Raw genomic sequence first — 23322 nt, 5'->3', positions numbered from 1 at the left:
ATCACCTGTCAATGATAAGAAAATTTGACTCCGTGAATCTCGGTTATTCCATTCGTGAATGACGATTGCCTTAACGAAATTCAAATGGCTCTGAGGTGTACGTTTGATATATTAGTCCCGGACGGGGCCTGGGGGCCCCCAAGGAATACGGAGTGAAAAGTGAAGGGTTAGGGTTGAAGAAGAAAGTTGAAGCTGAAGTGATTTGACTGTTCAGCCTACAAAAGAAAATCCACCGCCGGACTTGCCAGACGGTGGATTGTACAAAAAAACTAACCAACCAAAAATGCTTAACTAATAAGAACTTAGTGAAGTGGAATTCACTTTGTATTCTAACTATTAACTTAGATTCAATAGTCGTGCCAAAGTTTAATTTGAAAAGTGTAAGACTTTTAGGACTAAAGTTTTTCCGATAGGTAATGAGCTGTATAGGAATCCTTTGCGTGCAACACCTCTTCAGGCGTTCCTTGGGCCACGAGTTGCCCTCCTTTTTCACCTCCTTCAGGTCCGAGGTCGATGAGATGGTCAGCACATTTGATCAAATCCAGATTGTGTTCAACAACTATTACAGTGTGTCCCTTATCCAAGAGGGCGTAGAACGAATTAAGCAGTTTCTGTATATCGTGGAAGTGTAGGCCAGTTGTAGGCTCGTCAAAGATAAAAACGGTCTTTTCTGCACTGTTCCCCTTAACCAAGAAAGAAGCCAATTTGATCCTTTGGGCTTCACCACCAGATAATGTAGAGGAACTCTGTCCTAACTGTACATAGCCAAGTCCTACATCCAGCAAAGGTTGTAGTTTGGTGTAGATCTTCTTTTGCTTGTGCTCTTCAAAGAACCGAACAGCTTCGTCCACGGTAAGTGTGAGAATATCGTGGATATTCTTGTCCTCAAATTTAACCTCCAGGATCTCCTTTTTAAACCGTTTTCCTTTACAGGTGTCACATTCCAGGTGGACATCAGCCATAAACTGCATCTCGATGGTCACTTCGCCTTCCCCTTTACAGGTCTCACATCGTCCGCCATCAACATTAAAACTAAAATGCTTGGCCTTATAACCTCTGATCTCACTCAGGTTTTGATTCGCAAAAAGATTGCGAATGTCGTCATAAGCCTTAATGTAAGTGACAGGATTAGAACGGCTGGAGCGTCCAATGGGATTCTGATCGATGAACTCTACGGTCTTTACTTTGTCCAGATCGCCTTGCAGATCTGTAAACTGACCCGGTTTGTCTCCGTAACCACCAATCTTCCTTAAGAGGGCGGGATAAAGTATCTTCTTGACCAAAGTACTTTTTCCACTACCTGAAACTCCGGTTACGGCAGTAAATACACCTAGTGGAAAATGAACATCGATATTCCTCAAATTATTCTGTCTGGCACCAATAAGATCGATGCGAGAATTGGATGTCCTTCTATTTTTCGGCACTTCGATCAATTTACGGCCACTCAGGTAGTCGGCGGTCAAAGTATTTGCCCCCAATATATCATCAAAGCTTCCTGTGGCAACTATCTCTCCCCCGAAGGTGCCAGCTTCGGGACCAATATCAATGATCTCATCTGCGGCCTTCATAATGTCTTCATCGTGCTCTACAACGATCACAGTGTTACCCAGGTTTCTAAGGGATTCCAGAACACCGATCAACCTTTCGGTATCCTTGGGATGCAGGCCGATACTTGGTTCGTCCAGGATATACATGGAACCGACCAGGCTGGACCCCAATGAGGTGGCAAGATTGATTCTTTGTGATTCACCTCCTGACAGGGTATTGGATTTACGGTTCAGTGTTAGGTAGCTCAAACCGACATCCGTCAGAAAGCGAAGCCGATTGGTGATCTCCAATAAGATACGTTTGGACACCTGTTTATCGTAATCGCTTAGCTGGAGAGCACTAAAGAATTCCAGCAATTCTTCCAATGGACGTTCCACCAGTTCCTGAATTGACTTACCGCCAACCTTAACGTAGGCGGCATCTGGTCTAAGTCTCTTTCCTCCGCAGGTCTGGCATTTGGTCTTTCCTCTATAACGAGAAAGCATGACCCGATTCTGGATCTTGTAGCTCTTGGCTTCCAGGGCCGCAAAGAACGCGTTCAGGCCCTCAAAGTATTCATTCCCTTCCCAAACCAGAAGCTTTTGATCATCGCTTAACTCAAACCACGGTTTGTGAATGGGAAAGTCAAACTTATATGCGTTGTTCACCAACTGATCACGGTACCATCCCATACTTTCACCTCTCCAAGGAAAGATGGCATTGTCATAGATAGATAAACCTGTATTGGGTACAACCAATTCCGGGTCTATTCCGATCACGTCCCCATAACCCTCACATTCAGGACAGGCGCCATACGGATTGTTAAAGCTGAACAGATGGACATTAGGCTCTACAAAGGACTTTCCATCTGCCTCAAATCGATTATTGAATTCCCGGATGCGATCATCCGCCAAATGCTCCAGGTAGATCTCTCCCTTGCCTTCGTAAAATGCCATTTCTACCGCGTCAGCTAATCTGTTGTAGAAATCCTCATCTTCCCGTTTGATCACTCGGTCTACGACCAGCATTACATCGCCAGACAAACTATTCAGTTCGAGATCATCAATTCGATGAACTTCATCTTGGTATTTGATACGGGCATATCCTTGCTGAACCAGTGCCTTGAGTTTATTTTCCAGTGATCTGCCTTCTTCCAGATGGATAGGAGCCATTAACAAGAGCTTTTCACCATCGGCCAAGGTGGTGATATAGTCTATCACATCAGAGGTCCTGTCTTTCTTTACTTCTTTTCCTGATATTGGTGATATCGTTTTCCCGATCCGGGTATAGAGTAATTTCAGATAATCATAGATCTCTGTAGAGGTTCCTACGGTGGAGCGCGGGTTGGTCGCGTTCACCTTCTGCTCGATGGCTATGGCAGGCGCTATTCCGCGAATATGATCTACTTTGGGTTTATTTAACCTTCCCAGAAACTGCCTGGCATAGGACGAGAGACTCTCTACATAGCGTCGTTGCCCTTCTGCATAAAGGGTATCAAAAGCCAGGCTGGACTTACCGCTGCCAGACAAACCTGTAAGTACTACCAACTTGTTCCTGGGTATGGATACGGTTACATTCTTCAGGTTGTGCAAGCGTGCACCTTCTATGCGGATAGGTGGTCTTTGGGCGGTGATATGAGCTGTTTTTTCTTCCAAATCAGGAGGTAGAATTTTGCAAAGATACTATTTCATTTGCAGGATTTTAGCAGGGGTACAGCAATAGTTTTAATGGTTAAATTGAAGATTATTCTTGCATTTCTAAAAAGATTGTTCTTTATTTATCTCGTTAAATCCTTCAACTAAACCGCTGCCTATAGCATATCATTACGTTAGATAATCAATCAAAAACGAAGCTAGCAATCTAATTGTCAGCTAAGTATCTAAAGTTGTAATGATATGGAGCACAGTGGAAATTCCGATGCCATACTAGTTAGTGCCTACATCCAGGGAGATGAGTCTTCTTTATGTGCACTTATAACCCGTCACAAGCATCGTATTTATAGTTTTATTTATTCCAAAGTGATGGACAGGGATGTCGCAGAGGACATCTTTCAAGACACCTTTATCAAGGTGATCAGGACCCTAAAGCGGGGAGCCTATAATGAAGAAGGGAAATTCCTTCCGTGGGTCATGCGGATCTCGCACAATTTGGTGATCGATCATTTCCGTAAGAATAACCGGCTGCCTAGATTTGAGAACAATGACGATTTCAATATTTTCTCGGTCCTGAGTGATAATTCCATGGATGCCGAGAAGAGAATGATCAAAGGGCAGGTAGAAGAGGACGTTAGAAGGCTGATCCAGGAGTTGCCGGAAGATCAAAAACAGGTATTGATCATGCGGATGTACAAGGATATGAGCTTTAAGGAGATCAGTGAGCAAACAGGGGTTAGTATCAATACTGCTCTAGGAAGAATGCGCTATGCACTTATCAATTTGCGCAAAGTAATTGACAAGCACAATATTATATTAACCAATTGATACAATAAAGTACATTTTCGCTCGTTATTAAGCCAGACGAACCTTGAAATAAGCGTATATGGCGAAACTGTACTCTGAAAAATCACGTAGGGGAAGCGTGAAAAAAGAAGGATTCCCGAAAGAAGAGACCATTCGTTTTCTTCTGGATTACTCCAAGGCTTTGAGTGTTAATAATTACCATAATTTGAAGTTTGAAGCACTTCTAAACTAAACTTTGGAAAAACCCCGGGTCGATTGTCCCGGGTTTTTTTTATGCCTTCTTTTTTGCTTTTGCCTTGAGCGCCTCGTTGATCACGGTCTTTCGACCAATGGTCTTAGTGATCACATCTTTCTCTATATCCCATCCTCGGGCAGGGGAATAAGCTCGCCCATAATAAATGATCTGCAGGTGAAGTCTGTTCCAATCCTCCTCAGGAAATAAACGTTTGGCGTCTTTTTCTGTCTGAACTACATTCTTACCATTGCTAAGGCCCCATCGGTACATCAGTCGATGTATATGTGTGTCAACCGGAAAGGCAGGAATGCCAAACGCCTGGGACATCACCACACTGGCGGTTTTATGGCCGACTGCTGGCAAGGCTTCCAAGGCCTCAAAGCTGGCTGGAACCGTTCCCTCATGTTCATCGATTAGAATATGGGACAATCCGTAGATTCCCTTGGATTTCATGGGCGACAAGCCTACCGGCTTAATGATCTCACGGATCTGCTCGACACTCAGTTTTACCATATCATACGGGTTATCCGCCCGAGCAAACAACAGGGGTGTGATCTCATTCACCCTGGCATCGGTACTCTGAGCGGACAATAAAACCGCTATCAGAAGGGTGTAGGGATCTTTGTGGTCCAACGGAATAGGAACTTCCGGGAACAATTCATTTAACGTATCTATAACAAAAGCTACCTTTTCCGATTTGGTCATTTTGTGTAGTTTTAGGCAAAAATAAGCTAATGAACACGCTCAAAAAAGGGGATAAGGTTCCCAATTTCACAGTTAACGATCAAGATGGAAACCCGGTAAGTCTCAGTGACTATTCCGGCAAGAAATTGGTCGTCTTCTTCTATCCGGCAGCCAGTACTCCTGGATGCACTGCAGAAGCTTGTAATCTAAGAGATAACTATTCGGAATTACAAGCACAAGGATACTCCCTGCTGGGAGTTAGCGCCGACACCGAAAAGAAACAAAGCAACTTCCGCAATAAGTATGAATTTCCATTCCCCTTATTGGCCGATACCGAAAAGGAGGTAATCAACACTTTTGGGGTTTGGGGCCCAAAGAAATTTATGGGCAGGGAATATGATGGAATCCATCGTATGACCTTTCTAATTGACGAGAATGGCGTTGTAGATCAGGTGATCGAAAAGGTAAAGACCAAGGATCACGCTGCACAGATCTTAGGCTAAACTATACTCGGGCTGTTTTGGTGCTCCACCCGAACAGTCCCTTTTCCTTGATGATCTCAGCTACTCCTTCCGGCAGCATTTCTTCCCATCCGGGCTCGTCAGTTTCGATCTGACTCAATACTTCTCTAGAGAAAATATCCAGAATATTTGGATTGAAGTTGGTAATGTCCACCACTTTTCCATTGTACTTAAAGAACTTGTACAGTTCCTTCATTCGCGGATGAACCTTTAGGTTTTCCGAGTTGATGTAGATGTCATTATTTCTGTCATGCATGGGGTAGAGGTAGACCTTTAGATCTTTGAAAAACAGTTTTCCAAAGGCTTCCAATATTCCGCCACTGAGATGACGGTAGTACTTTTCGTCAAAGATATCGACAAGGTTGTTCACCCCCATGGTCAATCCTAAGCGATTCCTGGTATACTTGGAGAAATACTCCACCAATTTGTAATACTCCTGGAAATTGGAGATCATCACCGTATGCCCTAACGAACACAACAGTTCTGCCCGATCCATAAAGTCTTGCTCATCGATCTCTCCCTGAGCCCTCAGGTTGGAGAGGGTAATCTCGAAGATGGTCACGGTACGTTTCGGATCAACCCGACTTTCGGCCAGGAACATCTCATAGGATTTCTCGAACATATCGATATTCACCTTAGTAACCGGCCTAAAACTTCCACGAAGTGCAAGCACGTTCTTCTTATAAAGAATTCTTGCTGGTAAGATGTTATTTCCATCTGGACCAAAGATCACCGCTTCTGTCATCCCGTTCTTGATCAACTGTAGGCTCATTAGACGGTTGTCGACATTTTCGAATTTAGGACCTGAGAAATTAATGGTGTCTATCTCGATCTTATCCTGATCGATGTGATCGTATAAGTAGCGCAAAAGTTTACGCGGTTCGTCGTGCTTATAGTAGGCACCATAGATCAGATTCACACCTAGTATACCTAAGGTGTTTTGCTGTAAGACCGCTTCGTTCTCTTTAAAACGGATGTGCAGAATGATCTCGCTGTAGGCTTCCTCCGGGTGGGTCTGGAACTTGATTCCCAACCAGCCGTGACCCTTGTATTTCTTGGCAAAATCGATAGTGGCTACGGTGTTAGCGTAGGCAAAGAAAATCTTGTCAGGGTGTCTGGAACGGTCAATTCGCTCTTCGATCAGGTTGATCTCATGCGAAAGCATGCGCTCTAGTCTAGCCTCGGTTACATAGCGACCGTCATCTTCAATACCATAAATTGCGTCACTAAAATCCTTGTCGTAAGCAGAGATGGTCTTGGCGATGGTCCCGGAGGCGCCCCGGCCCGGAAGAAATTACGAACGGTCTCCTGTCCTGCACCGATTTCGGCAAAGGTTCCGTAAATATTCGTATTCAGGTTTATCCGAAGTGCTTTACTCTTTATCGAAGGAATATTCTCAAATTCCTTATCCCCTGAGATGGTTTCCGGCATGTCTCTAAAGGCTTTAAGTGTCTCTTACAAAGGTACGAAAACCATGAGGGCAACAAAGAAAATAACTGTAATTTTGTGTTAATGAAGCCCAGTCTCACTGTTACCTTTTTAGGTACCGGAACTTCCCAGGGAATTCCTGTTATAGGTAGTGATCATCCCGTATGCCAGAGCACGGATCTCCGGGATAAGCGCCTGCGGGTTTCCGTTTTATTGCAGTGGAAGGATAAGTCCTATGTGGTAGATTGTGGCCCAGATTTCCGGCAGCAGATGCTAAGGACTGGTGTCTCACGATTAGACGGAATACTGCTTACTCACGAGCACAGTGACCATACAGCAGGACTGGACGATATTCGCCCTTTTTATTTCAGGCAGGGGGAGATCCCTTTTTATGCCGAACAACGCGTTTTTGATGCCTTACACGACCGATTTGCTTACATTTTCGAGACGGTCAATAAATATCCGGGAGCACCGGCCATTCGGGAGGAATTGATTGCTAAGGGGCAATCTTTTGAGCTAGATCAAATGTCTATAACCCCAGTGGAGGTGCTGCATGGGGATTTGCCAGTTCTAGGATTTAGGGTTGGAGATTTTGTATACCTGACGGATGCCAAGACCATGAGTGAGGATCAGCGAAAGTTGATACGGGGTTGCGAGGTCTTGGTAGTCAATGCCCTGAGAAAGGAGCCTCATTACACTCACTTCAACCTGGATGAGGCCTTGGAATTTGTCGCTGACATACAGCCAAGGCAAGCCTATTTTACCCATATTAGCCATTTAATGGGTTTTCATGCCCAGGTGGATAACGAATTACCCGATCATGTGAATCTGGCTTATGACGGCCTGACAATAACTATTTGATATGCGTTCCAAAATCTTCATGTACCTCTTCTTTTTTGCTGTATTGTTTATCCTGTTCCAATACATGAATCAGAAATCCATCTTCGAATCTCAGCAAAAGGATATTGATCAGCTCAGACAACAGAATACGGCCTTGCAACAACAAATGGATTCGCTGACGGATCAGCTGGCGGAAGCCAATTATTTCAGTTTGATGTCCAACGACAATGCCATGAGCTACCTGGAAGGATTGGGGTTTGAAGCGGCAGATGTCCAGCAATTGGTGGCAGAGTCCTTATACGAGCAAAATGTAACTCCCGGAGGGCACCCCTTGATCCCCTATGAAGGTCTGGATGGCGATCTGCGGATCAATAAGATCAAGTTCCTGAATCACCGTTGGATACAGGCCGATTTTACCGATGGACGCTATTGGGGGGAGATGATCATCGAATACTTCTACACGGCAGACAATCAATGGGATCTGACGCCCGTCAGTTGGTTGATGTACACCAATTAATAGGTACGTTTTAACCAATCCAGCAGATCGTAGAAATTCTGTGGGGCAACTCCGTGGCCAACAGGATACTCGTGGTATTCCGATATTATGCTCTCATTTTCGAGCCAGGGTTGGGTCTTTCGTGCCCATAACACCGGGATCACCTGGTCTACCTGCCCGTGGGATGCAAATATTCGCAGTTGGTCGTATTTCAAAGTAGAACGGTCTTCTGTGAGCAGTGCCGTATTCAGATATCCGCTCATAGCTGCCACACGCCAGATACGATCCGGATGATTTAATCCTAATGCCAGGCTAAGTATAGCACCTTGACTGAAACCAACAAGGGTAACCCTTTCAGGGTCCAAATCGTATTTCTGGACCAACTGGTCAATATTCTCGAGAACAGCTTGTGCAGAGGTCTTCGCTTGCTCGTCATCGCTAAATTTACCATCGTCCTGGTCAAAATAGATGGAATACCAGGCATAACCAAATGGTACCATAGGTATGGGCGCTTGGAAAGAGAATATTTCATAATGCTCCGGAAGTTCACTGGCAAAAGAAAAGAGATCTTCTTCATTACTTCCGTATCCGTGCAAAAGGAAGATAGAAGGGGAGGAGCCTACTTTATTCTTGGCGGGGCGATGCAAATATTGAAGGATCATATTAAAGGGTTGTATTCAGATCAACCGATACTTTTAAACCAGTCCTGAAAGTAGTCACCCAGAAATGGGATGGGTTTTTTCTCTCCCTGAACGGCTGGAATAAAACCGAATAACCAAATCACAAAGACTAATGCCTGAAGGATCCGGTCCGCAAAGTGGAAATAGGCGTAGTCAAATTGGATCCAGGTTATGGCATTGATGGCTAAGCCTGTCAGCATGATGCCCAACATTTGCCGGATGTGAAAGGAGGCGTACTCGGATTGTTTTTCATTGTTCATCACAAGGGCAATTACCCATCCGATTATGGTCAGATAGGCAATGATCCCAATATTCTTGGATTTCTGATCGGGTGCATTCATATTCATGTCGATTGGTAACTAAAGATAGTTCAAAGCCATTAATTCTGGCCTGCCTGTTCTTTCAATTTAGGAATAGGAACCATTTCTGAAATTGCTCACTTAGCCAGGGTATGCCGGCCTTCTTTCCCGCAGCGGCCATCACCAGGGACAAGGTCCAACTCACAAAGGCTACCCACCACAGTACCGTTCCCAGCAGTGGACTGCTGTAACCAATTGCTTGGGAGGAAAAGAGGATCAGAACCAGACCGAACATATTCTTGATGTGCCAGGTGGCAAATTCGGATTTGTCCTCTCGATTAATAAAGTAGGCAATGATCAGTCCTATAAAGGTCAGATAGGAGATCACCGCCAGAGTCCTCGGTTTAGGGTTCATTGGGAAAGAAGTAGCTTTTTGCCGCAGTAAACACCATAAACTCGCCCTTTCATGGGCCAGCCGATCATGGCGGCATTGTAAGAGCCGGATCGAATGTCTGGCCGGCCAAAGATCCAGTCTGAATCCGGATTGAATAAGGTCAGGTCTGCCTTTTGCCCTTCATCCAAGGTTACGGTCGGTATACCAAAAGCCTGTTTAAGACCTGTTAATGATTTTACAGTTTCCTCTGTGCCTAAGACTCGGTTTAGTGCACCGAAACAACTTTCCAAGCCAATGCTGCCGAAGTAGGCATGGTCAAATTCGGTTTGTTTGTGTTCCACATCGATCGGATTGTGGTCGCTGGTTACCCCAGAGATCACTCCGGTGCTTAATCCTTTGATCAGTGCCTTGCGATCCTTTTCCGTGCGCAGTGGTGGCATCAGCTTATAGCGGGTGTCGAATTGCTCCAAAACCTCGTCCGTCATCACCAGGTTATTCACCGATACACTGCAACTTACCTGCAGTCCCTTTGCTTGGGCATTTTTGATCAGGTCTACAGAACCTGCTGTGGATATGGTAGGAATGTGGAGCTTTCCGCCCGTATATTCCAGGATTTGAAGATCCCTACTTAGCTGAACCTCTTCAGACAAGGCCGGTATTCCCTTTAATCCCAGCCTGGTGGCATTGACATGTTCATTCGCAACTCCTTTGCGGGCTAGTCCTGCTTCCAGGGGGAAGGATTGAACCAAACCGTCAAAATCGTGCGCGTATTGAAGGGCTATCTTCAGCAGATTGGGATTGCTAATAGGTTTCTTATGGTCGTAAAAACACAAAGCACCTTCTTGTTGCATATCGTACAACTCCGCGAGATCCACCCCCTCGGACTGCACGGTTAAGGCTCCTACCGGACAAACCTCGACCGCATGGTTACTGCCCTTGGTCTTGATGTATTCTATACCAGATTTCGTATCTGGAATCGGGTTGGTGTTGGTATTGATCCCAACGGTGGTGAATCCGCTCCAGGCCGCAACATTCAAGCCATTGGCAATAGTCTCACGTTCTTCATACCCTGGCTCTCCAAAAGATACACTGGGGTCGAACCAGCCTGGGGATATATGTAAATTATCGAGTTTGAGCTGCTTGATCTGATCGTCCTTGATCTGTGCAGCAATTCGGGAGATCTTCCCATTTTCAATCAGCAGATCCCTTTTTTTGAGGTGGTGTTTGCTATTGGCATCCACCAGGATGGCCGATTTGATGAGTAATTTCATCTAGACTATGCGTTTTATTTCTTCGTGGTGCCCTAGATCAAACAATGCTTAAAGCCGATTTCATTTGATGAATCTCAGTATACACATCTCGATCAGCAACAGGACCACTGCAAAAATAACAAACCATTTCCAATAGCCGGTTACCTGATTTCGTTCGTTGATCTCCTGCCAAAGTTCCGGCACAGAGTCAAAGACATTCAATCCCTCGATCTCCGGTAACTGTGCATTGGTCAACAGACTTTCATTTCTATTGTAATCATAGCTGACGGATTTCAGCCGCTCATCGTTTTGATAAACTCCATACGTTCCCGCCCTTGAGGGCTGATCTGTGGTCGTCAAAACAACGCTGTTGGCCTTAGCCTGTTGCAGGGGTATAAAATTGACCAGGCTATCCTGTAGGCTCAGGATCTCATCCTGAGAGAGACTGATATCCAAGGCAAAGGAATTGGTTCTGCCGATCTCGAAATACAGCTCAGGGTTCGGCAGGCTTAACTGGGCCATATTGAACAGGGTCGGAACAATAAGGGGTGAAAACTGAAAGGTCGACCAATCCGCACTCAACGGAGCAGTGGATACATACAGTCTTTCTTTCGCTAACAGAAAGTCGTCCCCGTTCTCATAACTGATCACAGTGGACATATTGGATCCCTTATATCGATGATAACCACTAACAGTAGGATATTGGAAGTTGGACACTTCCCGCTCAAAAACACCGCTAAACAACGGATGGTCAAAATTAATTGATGCAATGTTCCTTTCGGCCGGGATCCAGGAAGAAAGAATTCCTGCATTTAATGCAGACAAGAGTTGGTTATACTGGTCCCGATCCATCAGTTCCGGTGGGATCACAAACAGATGCCCACCGTTTTGATAATAGGCGATGAGCGAATTCCTCAAGGACATGGGAATCTGTTCCAATTCGTGCAAGACAATAAAATCCTGGGAACTGATATCATTGAAGTTGATATTGTCTGCCGGCTGTCGATTGAGTTGAAATCCCTGCTGCTGATATAGGGGTAGCAGGTAATCCGTATTGGATTCTTCAATGATCATAACGGACACTTCGTTTTGGGCTCCCCAGTTAAAGAACAGGCTGTTGTCGTAGTTCAGCCCGCCATCATTGATCTCCAACCTCCCAATAAAGCTTGGATACTGCTCCAGGTCAAAGTTGATCCAACCGCTCTGAACACCGGTCGATACCGGGCCGGAATCGCTCAGCGACACGGCTGTCTTGGCTATCAGGGTATCGGCCTTGAACAGGGATATAGGTATTTCGCTTAGCTCTGAACCACGGTGGCTAACCTTGGCGCGAAGCCTAGTTCCTTCACCTTCCGAACGCATCAAGTATGCCGTATCTATACTCGTATTGTTTCTGTTGACTGGACTCAGCCTTACCAGATCGAGTTGTATGTCCCGCATCGACTCTGGAAGGTCCAATGGCTGATGCAGGTCGGTGATCATGATAAGCCGCTTGTTGCCAGCCGCTGTTGATCCCAATAATTGATTGGCCTTTAGCAGCATCTGTTCAGTCGACATTTGAGCTGAGCTATAAGTAACCTGCAGGACTTGCCTTCTGAAATCGTCCACGGAGGCATTGGTGTAGGTGTCAGAATTAGTGAACCATTGAAAATCGTCGGCTTGAGAGACGGACTCATAAAGATCTTGTATTCCACGCTCCAATAGACTCCCGGCTTCTCCTTTGGCTTGCATACTGAAGGAGTTATCCAGGTAGATGACCGTATTTTCTCGTTCCGATCGATCTGTTTTCTGGGTAGAATAAGGTTGAGCAAAGGCCAGGACCATACAAGCCAGGGCTAGCATGCGGGTGATCAGGGTTAGCCATCGCTTGAGCTCGGAACTCTTCCTGGTTTGTAGTTTCGCGCGTTTTAAAAAGGCGACATTGGTAAATTTTACACGCTGGAACCGCCTCAGTTGAAACAGGTGAATGATAATAGGGATGAGCAGCAAAAACAGGCCATAAAGAAGAGTTGGGTAAGTAAACTGCATCCGCGTAGAATTGATCAAATATAATCAATGACGTTATTTCCTATCCGATAGCAGAAATGAGAGAGGCACATTTAGGAAATATTTATCATTTTGAGACAAATGACACCCTGCTTGTTAGAATTTCTCGAAGACACCTAATCCAAAAAGGGCAAAATCATAGCGTACCGGGTCCATCGCATCCAGTTCCCTCAATGAATGATCCAATTCTATCACAGCCTTAGCATCATTTTGTTTCCGATCTAATAAACCCAGCTTCCGAGCAACTCGGCCACTGTGTACATCCAAGGGGCAGGAGAGATGAGCAGAAGAGATATTCTTCCAAAGTCCCAGATCCACGCCCTTATCAGCGGGTCTGACCATCCAGCGTAGGAACATATTGGTCCGTTTAGCGGCCGATCCCTTAGCCGGATCACCCAAGTGCTTTAGCGTTCTTGTGCCTGGATGTTCATAAAAGAAGTCCTGTTTAAAGCGATGAATGGCCGTTTGTAAGGAATCTCCTTTCAAATTTGCGAGAAGGGCAGCTTCCAGGTTACCATATTGAACATACATTCGTTTTAAACAGTGTATGAAAGTGATCAGGTCCACTCCGTTGAATGTCCTGTGAACAAAACCTGTCAAGGGTTTCAGGTCTGATTTGCTATGGTTGATCACAAAATCATAAGGTGATCCATCCATCAGTTCCATCATCCTGTGACCGCTCTTTAGTATGCTTTTCCGATTCCCCCAGGAAATAGTTGCGGATAGTAGTCCCGCTATCTCGCAATCTTGCCTTAATTGGAACATGCGGGGGATCTGGATGGGGTCATCCCGAACAAATTGGGGCTGCTCGTATTGGTCCGCTTTGGTATCCAGGAAATCTTTGAGCTCCTTGCTATCCATTGTTGGATGCATTCATTCGGCCGTCCTGCATCACCAATTTACGGTCGGCCATGGCGGCCAGTTCGTTATTATGAGTAACAATGACAAAGGTCTGACCAAATTTCTCCCTCAACTGGAAGAATAGCCGGTGAAGCTGCTCTGCACTCTCACTGTCCAGGTTTCCACTAGGCTCATCGGCTAATACGATCTTAGGGTCGTTGATCAGCGCCCGGGCAACAGCAACCCGTTGCTGTTCCCCTCCGGACAGTTCCGATGGTTTGTGATGTAGTCTGTCCGATAGCCCTAGGAAGCTTAGTAATTCTGTGGCTTTAGCCTGTGCTTCTGCAACTGGTGTCTTTTTGATCATGGCCGGAATACAGACATTCTCAATGGCCGTAAACTCGGGCAATAATTGGTGAAATTGAAAGATAAATCCCAGGTTCTCATTTCTAAACCTAGCCAGCTGTTTTCGGTTCATCCCCCTGATGGACTGACCATTTAGCAGTAATTCGCCATCCTGGAAGGTATCCAGGGTTCCGATGATCTGCAGTAAAGTGGTCTTTCCTGCCCCCGATGCCCCTACAATGGAGACCACTTCGCCCTCCTTAACATTGAGGTCGACCCCTTTCAGCACGTGAAGGTCATCAAAATACTTCTGGATATTGGTTGCCTTGATCATCATTTAGCTGGTGAAATTACAAGATTGGACCAGAAATGCCAAGATTAAGATTCGGATTTGGCGAACCATCCCCTGATATTGTTGTAATCCACAAAATAAGTTACGCGAAGTGACACGGTATGCTGCCCGGGTTGATCAAACAGATTCTCCAGGCTTTGACCGTAATCAAGTGTAGATTGTGCGTCCAGGTTGAAGATCTGGTTCCGATAAAGCAGGGTAGCCTCACTCCCAGGTGCAAAACGCCAGCGAAAGCTCAGGTCCAGGTTCCAAATATTGAAGTTTCTGTTGGGATCGTTCTCGCTGATATCATAGTCCACAGGGGTACGAGTGCCGTCCTCGTTCAGCCTTGTAAAGACGCCGTCACTGTAGTCTGCCGTAGACCAGGAATTCCTGAAACGCAGGTCGAAGGCCTTGTAGGGGTCGAAGTTATAACTGGCAGTCAATTGATTCTCTAAAGAGGTTACATCCCGTTGACCAAAAAAGATCCCATCCTCATTGTTGGCTATCCATCCAAAGTTATCATCGCGGATAGAGAAATCGGTGGAGAAGATCATCAGGAATTTATCCGAAAAACGATAACGAGGGGAGAAGTCCATAAAGATCGCACTCTGCGGGTCGTCCCACCAGTTTCGCCATCCCAGACCAACATCATAAGCAAATTTCTTTCTAAAATCCGAAGAAGCCCAGATTCGTCCTCCAAGATTTTCTGGGATCAAGACATATTCGCCCGGGACACGCGGTTCAAAATAATCCCTATTCTCGTCGTTGTAATTCAGGAATCCACCAAAAGCAAACCGCTCTGGTGTAGCGAAGAACCAGTTCAGGTTATAGCTATTTCCGGTTTTTACATTGGGTTCGTAGAGACGTCGGTGGCGCACCGAAACATTGATCCGATAGGTATTAAACCATTCGGTGGGCTCAAAGATCTGATAGGAGGCCCGGCCACAAAATTGTTGAAGTTATTTCGGAAATTCAGCCCCAGGTCGTTGATATCCAGTGTGGTGTTGGCGAAATCGTGTCCCACTCGCCATCGGAAATTCCCTTGAGTCTTAAAGAAATCGAATTCTGACAAGAAGCCTGATGTTACACCATCTTCCATGACATTACTCATGATGGCCCGGCCCGAGGCCCTGTATTTATTCCCTTTGTCCGCTATGTCGAATACAAATCCCGTAACATTGGCATCCCGGAATTCGCTCCCACTTCTTATCACGCTGGTATTGATCACAGAGATGGAGGAGTTGTCGTTGAATTGCTGATCGAACACCAGGACATTATAATTGGCTAGGGGCTCTACCAAAACCTGCCTTTTCTCTCCTGTGGAAGTATCTCTGATCACCGCAAAGGTTTCTTCCGTCACTGCATTGAGGATACCGATTCCCAATTGGTCCCGGGTGCGCCCAGAAATCTTCAGGGCATTCAGGAGATTGACTTTGGATGGGAACTCTACGATCTCCTCGGAATCTTCTATTTCACCAATACTTCCCGTCGGTCCGTTACCGATTCTTCTGGAAAAAAAGATGTCCCCTTTGTTAAACAATTCGGTCCCTTCCGTGAAGAATGGCCTGTTTTCTCCAAAGATCTGTTCAAAGGGGCCGAGATTCAGTGAGACTGCATCGAAGGCAACCTGTCCAAAATCTGGAATTAAGGTGGCGTCTAGGGTAAAACTATCACTCAGACCATATTTAAGGTCCATTCCCGCACTGAAATCCGTCTCGGTTTCTCCGTCGAAACTAGACACAAGGCCTTGTGCAAATGGGAAGAACAGCAATCGGATAGGGGGGTCAATATCCCTTACACCGCTCACCAAGCCGTTGAATTGGGTTTCCCGGCCGACGGTATTATCGATGAAATTCCAGGTGTGAGTCTCGTTCTTAGTGTTTAGACGACGATAGAAGTTGACACTCCATTCCTGAACTTCGACCTCTGGAAAACGCAAGGCATTGTAAGGTATTCTGAATTCGGCATACCAGCCATTTTGATCCTTGGAGGTTCGGCATTCGAATACCACATCGTACGAGAAATCGAAATTGTTCTGACCTACAATTGCATCGCCAATAGTACCCGCACTGGTGACATAGAAGCGGGTTTCGTTTTGACCGTCATTATAAGTGTTTAGCGCGATCACGAAGTTGTCGGCTTGCACAAAGACCTCATCTCGTTGGGAAAATTGTGATAGGATGTCATCCGGGTTGGGGTCGTACATAAAGGCCGCGAAGTAGACATTCTTATCGTCGTAGGCCATCTTAACCTCGGTCTGGTATCCTTCATCCACCTCTCCTTCGTTACCCGGTTGATACATGTTGAAATCCCCGTAAGCGGGTAAGGTTTCCCAGATCTTGTCGTCTAAGATACCGTCAATCTTGGGGGGAGTGCTTATGCGGGTAGCTTCCAGCGTTTTCTTCTCTTGTCCCAGGCAGATGGTTAAATAACAAAATAAGAAAGCGAATAGCTTGATTTTGAGCATATTGCTGGATTGATCGATGAATGCAATGGTTGAGGCTACCCTAAATGAGAAGCTACGCGCAAATCTAAATCAGTCCGTGTGGCAGGCGTACTAATGAAAAGTTAAATGTCTTAAGGAGTTAAACAGTTGAAATAAAATTTGTTAATTTTGTTTAAAGGTTAATGAAAAGAGTTAAACAAACTATTTTCGCGAATGGCTGCTTCTGGTGTACAGAAGCAGTCTTTCAACGTTTGGAAGGGGTGTTATCTGTCCGACCAGGTTATACTGGAGGCCATATTAAAAATCCCGCCTACAGGGAAGTTTGTAGTGGAAGAACCGGGCATGCTGAAGCCATTGCCATCGAATACGATCCAGAAGCGATCACCTATCAGACCTTACTGGAAGTTTTCTTTGCTACCCATGATCCCACTACTCTAAACAGACAGGGGAATGATGTGGGCACCCAATACAGAAGCGGTATCTTCTATTCGGACGAGACTGAACGCGAGGAGGCAGAGGCGTTCATACAACTACTGACAGAAGGTCGGGTTTTTAGGGACCCAATAGTGACAGAGGTCACTCCGCTGGATGAATTTTACGAAGCGGAAGAAGTGCATCACAACTATTACAATGACAATGAGGATCAGCCGTATTGCCGATTTGTAGTAGCTCCGAAAATTGAAAAGATCAAGGAATTCTATTCCGATAAACTAAAAAAATAACGCTATGACATCGTACAAATTCTTAGAAGAATACGCTCAACCAGTAACGGAAGAGCTACAAGAAAGTTTCAGCCGAATCCTGACAGACATCGGAGAGGATGTCAGCCGGGACGGTATTCAGAAAACACCAGAACGGGCAGCTAAAGCCATACAGTTCCTGACCTCGGGATATATTCAGGATGCTGGTGCGATCCTGGAAAGTGCCATGTTCGATGAGGACTATCACGATATGGTCATTGTCAAGGATATCGAATTCTATTCGCTTTGCGAGCATCATATGCTGCCGTTCTTCGGAAAGGCCCATATAGCATACATCCCAAACGGAAAGATCGTTGGATTGAGCAAGATCCCCAGAATAGTGAACGTTTTCGCCCGAAGGCTTCAAGTGCAGGAGAGATTGACACATGACATTCTGGAATGTATCAACAAAACCCTGAAACCAGCAGGAGTTGCAGTAGTGATTGAAGCATCTCACATGTGCATGGCCATGCGGGGGGTACAGAAGCAAAACAGTGCGACGACCACCTCCGGTTTCCGCGGTCAGTTTGAGAAGATCGAGACACGGAATGAGTTCCTAAAACTGATTGGCAGTAACTTATCATAATTTCTGGTACATTTCTTGCGTTATATCAGCTCAAAACACAAATAAATGCAAGAAAATAAATACCGATTACTGAGAAATGGTTTGATCATGGATGCCATTGGTGTGGCCACTATGTTCATTCCTGTAGGAGGGATGGTGATCGATCTGTTTTGGGCTCCCTTTGCCGCCAAGAAGATGAACGATTGGTATAGCGGGACCAGTGGAAAAATAGCCAGTATGGTTGTATTCCTGGAAGAGATCTTACCCGGTCTGGATGTGATCCCAACCTTTACCCTGATGTGGTTGTATACCTTCGTACTGGCACCGAAAAGGAACACTTCAACTGAAACTTTAGAAGTAGAGATACTAGACTAAAAAAAGCCTCCGAATTTCGGAGGCTTTTTTTGGCTAGTTAGTGATCCATTACTGGATGGTTACCGGGAAGATTACCTGGATATCAGTCTCTCCACCTGCATCGGCCAAAGTACCATCGTTAGGCTTCTTAGGCACATGGCGAAGAGTAACGGTCCAGCTTCCAGCGCTCGCAGTTCCAGCTGCAGTTTCGATCTGGGTTCCTAGTGGGTTCCCGTCTCCGTCAAAGTTACCGTAGGTGGTGGTCAATTGCAGACCAGCAGTAGCGTTAAAGAAGAACTGGTGCTCGTCGTCCTCTTCTTCTACTTCCTCTGTAACATTTTCGGCAGGATCTTCTGTTCGATTCTCTACTCGGACAGATCCCTGATAAGTCGCACCGGCTACAAATGGTCCGGACACAGTGATAACTGGTGGATTTGGTCCGTCTCCGTCAGGATCGTCAGACGTAAGGGTGATGTCAGGATTACCGGCCGAGGTCATAGTAACGATCAGGGTAGTGATCACTTCTTCCTCATTGACAGGCTCTACTGTGTTGTCATCGTCATTCGAACAACTGGTCAATCCAACTACCAGGATTGATGCAAAAATTAAACTAAGCGTTTTAAGGGTTTTCATAATCAATAATTTTAAGAATGAAATTTTAGAATATTAATAATTAAGTTTTAGGTTCAAAATAATATTGCGTCCTAAGTCGTCTGCATAATAGCGCAGTCGATTCAGGTAGTCTCTGTACGAGGTATCGAACAGGTTATTTATGGTAAGTCCTACGTTTAGGTTGGACTGGTCATTCAGTCTAAAGGTAGCATCACCACTCAAATGCATCAGGTGATAGGCCGGAGGAGGGGTGCTTACATCCACTTCGACGTTCTCACCAGTTTCAGGAATAAAGACGTCAAAGTTGTTATCCGGGAATTCATTTTGTTCAAAAACATATTGACTTTGTAATGAAATCCTTAAGTCGTGGAATTGAGGGTGCGTCCAAATCAACTCATTCAATGTGTTTACCGGGGGCATGTTGATCAGTGGCAGATCCAAGGTTCGATCATATCCTTTGATGAATGAAAACTGACCACTGTAGGCAAAGGCTTCGCTGATGTCGAATTGGGCGTCCAGGTCAAATCCAACTAAGAATGCATTAGTTTGTCTATATTCCCAGACCTGGAAATTTCCACGAATGGTTTGCTGCACTTCAGTTGGCTCGATTAGGATGTAATCATCGATCAGATTCAGAAATGGATTTACGCTGAATCTAAAGCGTCCAGATTGCTTTTGAAGAGTAATGTTGATCCTATTTGCGATTTCCGAGTCAAAACGGAGATCACCTAATTCTATCCTGGATGCACTGTGGTGTAGTCCCTCACTGTAGAGTTCTGAGGCATTTGGAGCCCTCATGGCCAAAGAATAGTTGGCAAATAACACATAGCTGTCACCAAAACTATAATTTGCTCCTGCTGTTGCCGAAAAGTTTGAGAATTCAGGTTGGGGATTGGTCAATACCTGATTTCCGAAGTCTTCAATAACAAGTTCTGGAAACTCCTCGTCATAACCTCTTTGCTCCCAAAAGGACTTGCGATAGAACTTGAGCACATCCATATAGCGATAATCGTAACGGATCCCAGCTTCGACAACCCATTGGTCCGATAAGCGTCGGTCGGCAATGGCAAATAGCGCGAAATCGTATTGGTCATAATCGGGTATCAACCTGCGTACACCTGTGGACGGATCTGCCTCATTGGTTTGATATCGTCCCTCTAATCCCACATTCAGGCTAGTGAGATCATCCAATCGAGTTTCTAGGCCAGCATGCAGGTGGTGGGTGGTAAGCAATAAGTCTACGGCAGGCCGATCGCTTCGTCCCCCTCGTCGTACATCAAATTCGAATCGCTCATTAATTTGCAGGTCGTACTGAACCGTCAGCTTCCCTATATCCTTTAAACGTTGGAAGTATGAAATGCGACCAGTATGATGGGTCACATCTTGTCTCGGTACATCGATCTCGTAGGTAAAGGGTTCTATGATCAATGGTCGGTCACTTTCTATGGCCCGAACCTGGTCGGCCGCTCCCCCTAAATGAGAGGCACGAAGTATACCGATCTCTGTTCTGAAGTAGGAATAACTGGCTTCCACACCATAGTGTAGTTTATTGATTCCGCCACGAACCATAATATCCCGTTCGTACACTCCGGTATTGCTTAGGACGTAATCCGGGGCTTCAAAATCTCCAAAACGTTTCAAGGTACCTTGAATTTCGGCGAACCAACCTTTCTCAGTACCCAAGACCAGAGAGCTGCTAATGCTTCCTCCACGGCCATTGGTAGCGCCACTTAGAAGCGTTTGACCGTATATGCTGTCTTTTAGTACGACTCGCTGAGGTTGAGCTACAACGACACCTCCAATTGCACTTCCTGTATATTGTAGGGCTGATGCTCCCTTTAGAACGGTTATGTTACCGGCCGTATTTACATCTATGCTAGGTGCATGTTCTGCTCCCCATTCCTGATCTTGCATGACCACGCCGTTGTTCACAATGGTTATTCGACTACTATGTAAGCCATTAATTACCGGCTTGACAATAGTGTTTCCCGTATTAAGGGAGGAAACCCCGCTAACAGTCTTCAGTACATCTCCCAAGGACCCACTGGTGTATCTCTCGATCTGATCTCGTTGTATTTCATTATTGAGTATGCTTTCGGACTGGGTTTGGTAGGACTTACCAGTAATGATCACTTCATTGAGCGATTCCAGATGATGCTCAAGCCTGAAAGTACGGCTCCTGTCACCAGTAATTTCCAAAGTGAAAACCTGTGTCTTGCATTCGGGATGAGCGATTTGTAACCCCAAGGTACCCTCACACAAGTTTGGGATGGAAAAACGACCATCCAGGTCAGTGTAGAAGACCTGACCTTCTGAAAAACCAGTAATGACAGCACCTTCCAGCGGATCTCCATCATGGGAATCCACCACTGATCCAGTGAGCGTGAACTTACAGTTTTGAGAAAGACCGGCTGTGGTGTACAAGCACAACATCCCGATTATTAAGGGTTTCATTTATTACGTTCTAAGGGAATATTACAATCGGTGCTCAAGAAGCAACGCGGGGGGTCCCCGATCCCTTAAACGAGTATGAAGTGTGTTTTCGATCCTGGAGTTGTACCGAATCAAACCGGCAGACTCGACGACATTGATGACTTCAATGTCACTTGCGAAAACAAAAGAGTTATATGGACTCATTTGTAGATCGTCCAGAGAACAATCCACCTGGTCCTGATGTAGATGGGTATCAGTTAATTCACACTCCACAACCGCGTGATCATGCCAGGTCGCGTGATAAGTCTCCATCAGCGATGGTAAACTTAGCACTACAAGTAGCAGACAAGCAATTATTGGATGTAAACTGTTCTTTTTCATTCTTTTAGAAGAAATCCCAAACCCAGGGATCTCAACATTTTCTTTTCGAAGTTCCAAAAAAACGCAAATTCTCCGAATAACCAACCAAAAAACACCAAAAGTATTTGATAAAGTGGGAATATCAGTAGAATTCTCACCGGCCAGTAGATCCAGCCGTTCATTTCTGGGTTCATTCCCAAAGCCTCTGTAATTGGGGCGGCAAACTTAGCCGAGGTACTCCCGGTAATCGCAAATACGATAAAAATAACCGTTAGCTGCCAATTGCTGTCTATTCCCCAGCGTGCCTTTAGCTTCTTCATTTCAACTTCTGATCGTAAGTCCTTTCAAAATACAGGAAGTAGTTATACAGAAGGTAATTAACCTCCTTTCCATAACTGACCTTCGGGTCGTAATTGATGGTGAAAATATAGAGGTCCTTATCGAAGCTCAAAGGGTTGATCACCCGCCTATTGTATTCCGCTACGTAAAACCGGTTCTGATTCTCTAGGAATCCAAGGCTGTAATACTCCTCCGGGAATTGGGTCACCAACCAGTTGTAGAAACCATTCTCGATGATGATGATCTCGTACTCTAGGCTATCGTTAGCAATGCGAATGGTATCGCTGACCTGCTCATTGGATTGCGCAGCCGTATTCTTGGTAGAATTGCAACTGGCCATGGTTATGATGGCCCCCAGAACTATCAGAAAGGATCGCATAGCACAAAGGTAAGCAGGCCGCACAAGAACGCGGAAATCCTAAGAAATATTTAACATCCTGATGAAGGCTGTGATCAGCCTTTCAAAAATCCACCGAGTAGACCTCCAAGACCGCTTCCTTTAGAGCTGCCTTTGTCTCCTCCAAGAAACATGCCGGCCATATCGTCTATTATACTGCCATCATTGTCACCATCCAGCAGTGACTCGATCATACTCTGTTGATTGCCATCGCCGCCCAGGCTGCCTAGTAAAGCGCCTAGATCACCGGAGTCAGCCACCTGTTGCTGCCTCTTTTGCTTACCAAGATATCCAAGTACGATAGGCGCGAGAACAGTCAGGATCTTGACGATAGAACCAGTGTCCATTCCCGATTTTGCGGAGAGGGCCTGGGTTACTCCATTTTGAGATCCACCAAGAACATGTCCCAGAATTCCGTTACCGTCTTCCATTTGATCGGCATCCACACCTCCGGAAAAGAAGCCGTCTAAATGATCCAGGATGGAACCATCGTGTTTGCTGTCCAAGGCACTCAACAAACCGGAGGAACCGGCTTCCGTGCTCGAGTTTCTCTTCATTGCACCGAGCAGAATGGGCAATGCCATCTGCACGACTTGTGCAGTATTATCTTTGCTTTGACCGCTTTCCTGGCTCAGACCACTTAATATGATGTCTCCAGTACTTCCTTGTAATAGATCTAAAATTCCATTCATGATATC

General features: G+C 45.5%; 22 protein-coding genes and 2 pseudogenes. 8 read left to right on the top strand and 16 right to left on the bottom strand.

The annotated features are described in order from the left end of the window. Window positions 1-395 precede the first annotated feature (395 nt). A complete protein-coding gene (gene uvrA / locus BST85_RS05985; protein ID WP_245917643.1) occupies window positions 396-3182 on the bottom strand; it encodes an excinuclease ABC subunit UvrA in 2787 nt (928 codons plus the stop codon). Between the two features lie 240 nt (window positions 3183-3422). Between uvrA and BST85_RS05980 the strand changes: the two genes are divergently transcribed. Next, window positions 3423-4007 (top strand): RNA polymerase sigma factor, encoded by a 585-nt coding sequence (locus tag BST85_RS05980; protein WP_104812421.1) that lies wholly within the window; start codon window positions 3423-3425, stop codon window positions 4005-4007. A 250-nt stretch (window positions 4008-4257) separates the two neighbouring features. Here BST85_RS05980 and BST85_RS05975 read toward each other — a convergent pair whose 3' ends face one another. Beyond that, a complete protein-coding gene (locus tag BST85_RS05975) occupies window positions 4258-4926 on the bottom strand; it encodes an endonuclease III domain-containing protein (protein ID WP_104812420.1) in 669 nt (222 codons plus the stop codon). 29 nt (window positions 4927-4955) lie between these two features. Between BST85_RS05975 and bcp the strand changes: the two genes are divergently transcribed. Then, complete coding sequence (gene bcp / locus BST85_RS05970) at window positions 4956-5408, top strand: thioredoxin-dependent thiol peroxidase (protein ID WP_104812419.1); 453 nt, start codon at window positions 4956-4958, stop codon at window positions 5406-5408. Window position 5409: 1 nt separating this feature from the next. On the opposite strand, the pseudogene BST85_RS05965 reads toward bcp, so the two are convergent. Further along, window positions 5410-6857: pseudogene (locus tag BST85_RS05965) on the bottom strand (TonB-dependent receptor). Window positions 6858-6938: 81 nt separating this feature from the next. Between BST85_RS05965 and BST85_RS05960 the strand changes: the two are divergent. Continuing rightward, entirely contained in the window at window positions 6939-7715 is a 777-nt protein-coding gene (locus BST85_RS05960; RefSeq protein WP_104812418.1) for an MBL fold metallo-hydrolase, read from the top strand. A 1-nt stretch (window position 7716) separates the two neighbouring features. Beyond that, window positions 7717-8211, top strand: coding sequence for an aminotransferase class I/II-fold pyridoxal phosphate-dependent enzyme (locus BST85_RS05955; RefSeq protein ID WP_104812417.1), 495 nt, complete (start codon window positions 7717-7719; stop codon window positions 8209-8211). Here the strand turns inward: BST85_RS05955 and BST85_RS05950 are convergent. From BST85_RS05950 to BST85_RS05915, 8 genes and pseudogenes are all read right to left on the bottom strand, one after another. Beyond that, complete coding sequence (locus tag BST85_RS05950) at window positions 8208-8852, bottom strand: alpha/beta hydrolase (RefSeq protein ID WP_104812416.1); 645 nt, start codon at window positions 8850-8852, stop codon at window positions 8208-8210. The genes BST85_RS05955 and BST85_RS05950 overlap by 4 nt on opposite strands. A 20-nt stretch (window positions 8853-8872) precedes the next feature. Next, window positions 8873-9211, bottom strand: a complete 339-nt coding sequence (locus tag BST85_RS05945) for a DUF4870 domain-containing protein (protein ID WP_104813920.1) — start codon at window positions 9209-9211, stop codon at window positions 8873-8875. Window positions 9212-9272: 61 nt separating this feature from the next. Continuing rightward, a complete protein-coding gene (locus BST85_RS05940; protein ID WP_104812415.1) occupies window positions 9273-9584 on the bottom strand; it encodes a hypothetical protein in 312 nt (103 codons plus the stop codon). Further along, on the bottom strand, window positions 9581-10834 hold the full coding sequence (locus BST85_RS05935) for a dihydroorotase (protein ID WP_104812414.1): 1254 nt from the start codon (window positions 10832-10834) through the stop codon (window positions 9581-9583). Before BST85_RS05935 ends, BST85_RS05940 begins: the two co-directional genes overlap by 4 nt. A 60-nt stretch (window positions 10835-10894) precedes the next feature. Beyond that, entirely contained in the window at window positions 10895-12841 is a 1947-nt protein-coding gene (locus BST85_RS05930; RefSeq protein WP_104812413.1) for a BatA domain-containing protein, read from the bottom strand. A gap of 114 nt (window positions 12842-12955) precedes the next feature. Continuing rightward, window positions 12956-13720 carry a TIGR02757 family protein gene (locus tag BST85_RS05925; protein WP_104812412.1) on the bottom strand — a complete coding sequence of 255 codons (765 nt, stop codon included), beginning with the start codon at window positions 13718-13720 and terminating at the stop codon, window positions 12956-12958. Continuing rightward, on the bottom strand, window positions 13713-14378 hold the full coding sequence (locus BST85_RS05920) for an ABC transporter ATP-binding protein (protein ID WP_104813919.1): 666 nt from the start codon (window positions 14376-14378) through the stop codon (window positions 13713-13715). The genes BST85_RS05925 and BST85_RS05920 overlap by 8 nt, the downstream gene beginning before the upstream one ends. Before the next feature lie 44 nt (window positions 14379-14422). After that, window positions 14423-16680, bottom strand: a pseudogene (locus BST85_RS05915) (DUF5916 domain-containing protein). Between the two features lie 326 nt (window positions 16681-17006). Here BST85_RS05915 and msrA point away from each other — a divergent pair. From msrA to BST85_RS05900, 3 genes are read left to right on the top strand one after another with little or no spacing between them, the layout of a single operon-like run. After that, window positions 17007-17546 (top strand): peptide-methionine (S)-S-oxide reductase MsrA, encoded by a 540-nt coding sequence (msrA, locus tag BST85_RS05910; protein WP_104812411.1) that lies wholly within the window; start codon window positions 17007-17009, stop codon window positions 17544-17546. Window positions 17547-17550: 4 nt separating this feature from the next. Then, a complete protein-coding gene (gene folE / locus BST85_RS05905; RefSeq protein ID WP_104812410.1) occupies window positions 17551-18150 on the top strand; it encodes a GTP cyclohydrolase I FolE in 600 nt (199 codons plus the stop codon). Window positions 18151-18195: 45 nt separating this feature from the next. Then, window positions 18196-18504: a hypothetical protein gene (locus BST85_RS05900; RefSeq protein ID WP_104812409.1), complete on the top strand. Its 309-nt coding sequence runs from the start codon at window positions 18196-18198 to the stop codon at window positions 18502-18504. Between the two features lie 48 nt (window positions 18505-18552). On the opposite strand, the gene BST85_RS05895 is transcribed toward BST85_RS05900, so the two are convergent. Together BST85_RS05895 and BST85_RS05890 are read right to left on the bottom strand one after the other, a co-directional pair. Continuing rightward, the gene (locus BST85_RS05895; protein WP_104812408.1) at window positions 18553-19116 is read right to left on the bottom strand and encodes a type 1 periplasmic binding fold superfamily protein; all 564 of its coding nucleotides are present in this window, start codon (window positions 19114-19116) and stop codon (window positions 18553-18555) included. A gap of 33 nt (window positions 19117-19149) precedes the next feature. Beyond that, window positions 19150-21549, bottom strand: coding sequence for a TonB-dependent receptor (locus BST85_RS05890; protein ID WP_104812407.1), 2400 nt, complete (start codon window positions 21547-21549; stop codon window positions 19150-19152). A 173-nt stretch (window positions 21550-21722) separates the two neighbouring features. Between BST85_RS05890 and BST85_RS14230 the strand changes: the two genes are divergently transcribed. After that, a complete protein-coding gene (locus BST85_RS14230) occupies window positions 21723-21917 on the top strand; it encodes a hypothetical protein (protein WP_146090665.1) in 195 nt (64 codons plus the stop codon). Here the strand turns inward: BST85_RS14230 and BST85_RS05880 are convergent. From BST85_RS05880 to BST85_RS05870, 3 genes are all read right to left on the bottom strand, one after another. Then, window positions 21906-22208: a DUF6787 family protein gene (locus BST85_RS05880; protein WP_104812405.1), complete on the bottom strand. Its 303-nt coding sequence runs from the start codon at window positions 22206-22208 to the stop codon at window positions 21906-21908. The genes BST85_RS14230 and BST85_RS05880 overlap by 12 nt on opposite strands. Further along, window positions 22205-22606, bottom strand: coding sequence for a DUF6146 family protein (locus BST85_RS05875; protein ID WP_104812404.1), 402 nt, complete (start codon window positions 22604-22606; stop codon window positions 22205-22207). The genes BST85_RS05880 and BST85_RS05875 overlap by 4 nt, the downstream gene beginning before the upstream one ends. Window positions 22607-22680: 74 nt before the next feature. After that, a complete protein-coding gene (locus BST85_RS05870) occupies window positions 22681-23316 on the bottom strand; it encodes a DUF937 domain-containing protein (protein ID WP_104812403.1) in 636 nt (211 codons plus the stop codon). Window positions 23317-23322 lie beyond the last annotated feature (6 nt).

It is taken from the genome of Aureitalea marina (assembly GCF_002943755.1).
GTDB lineage: Bacteria > Bacteroidota > Bacteroidia > Flavobacteriales > Flavobacteriaceae > Aureitalea > Aureitalea marina.
Note: the sequence above shows the minus strand (reverse complement) of the source record. Positions and strands in the feature narration are given on the sequence as shown.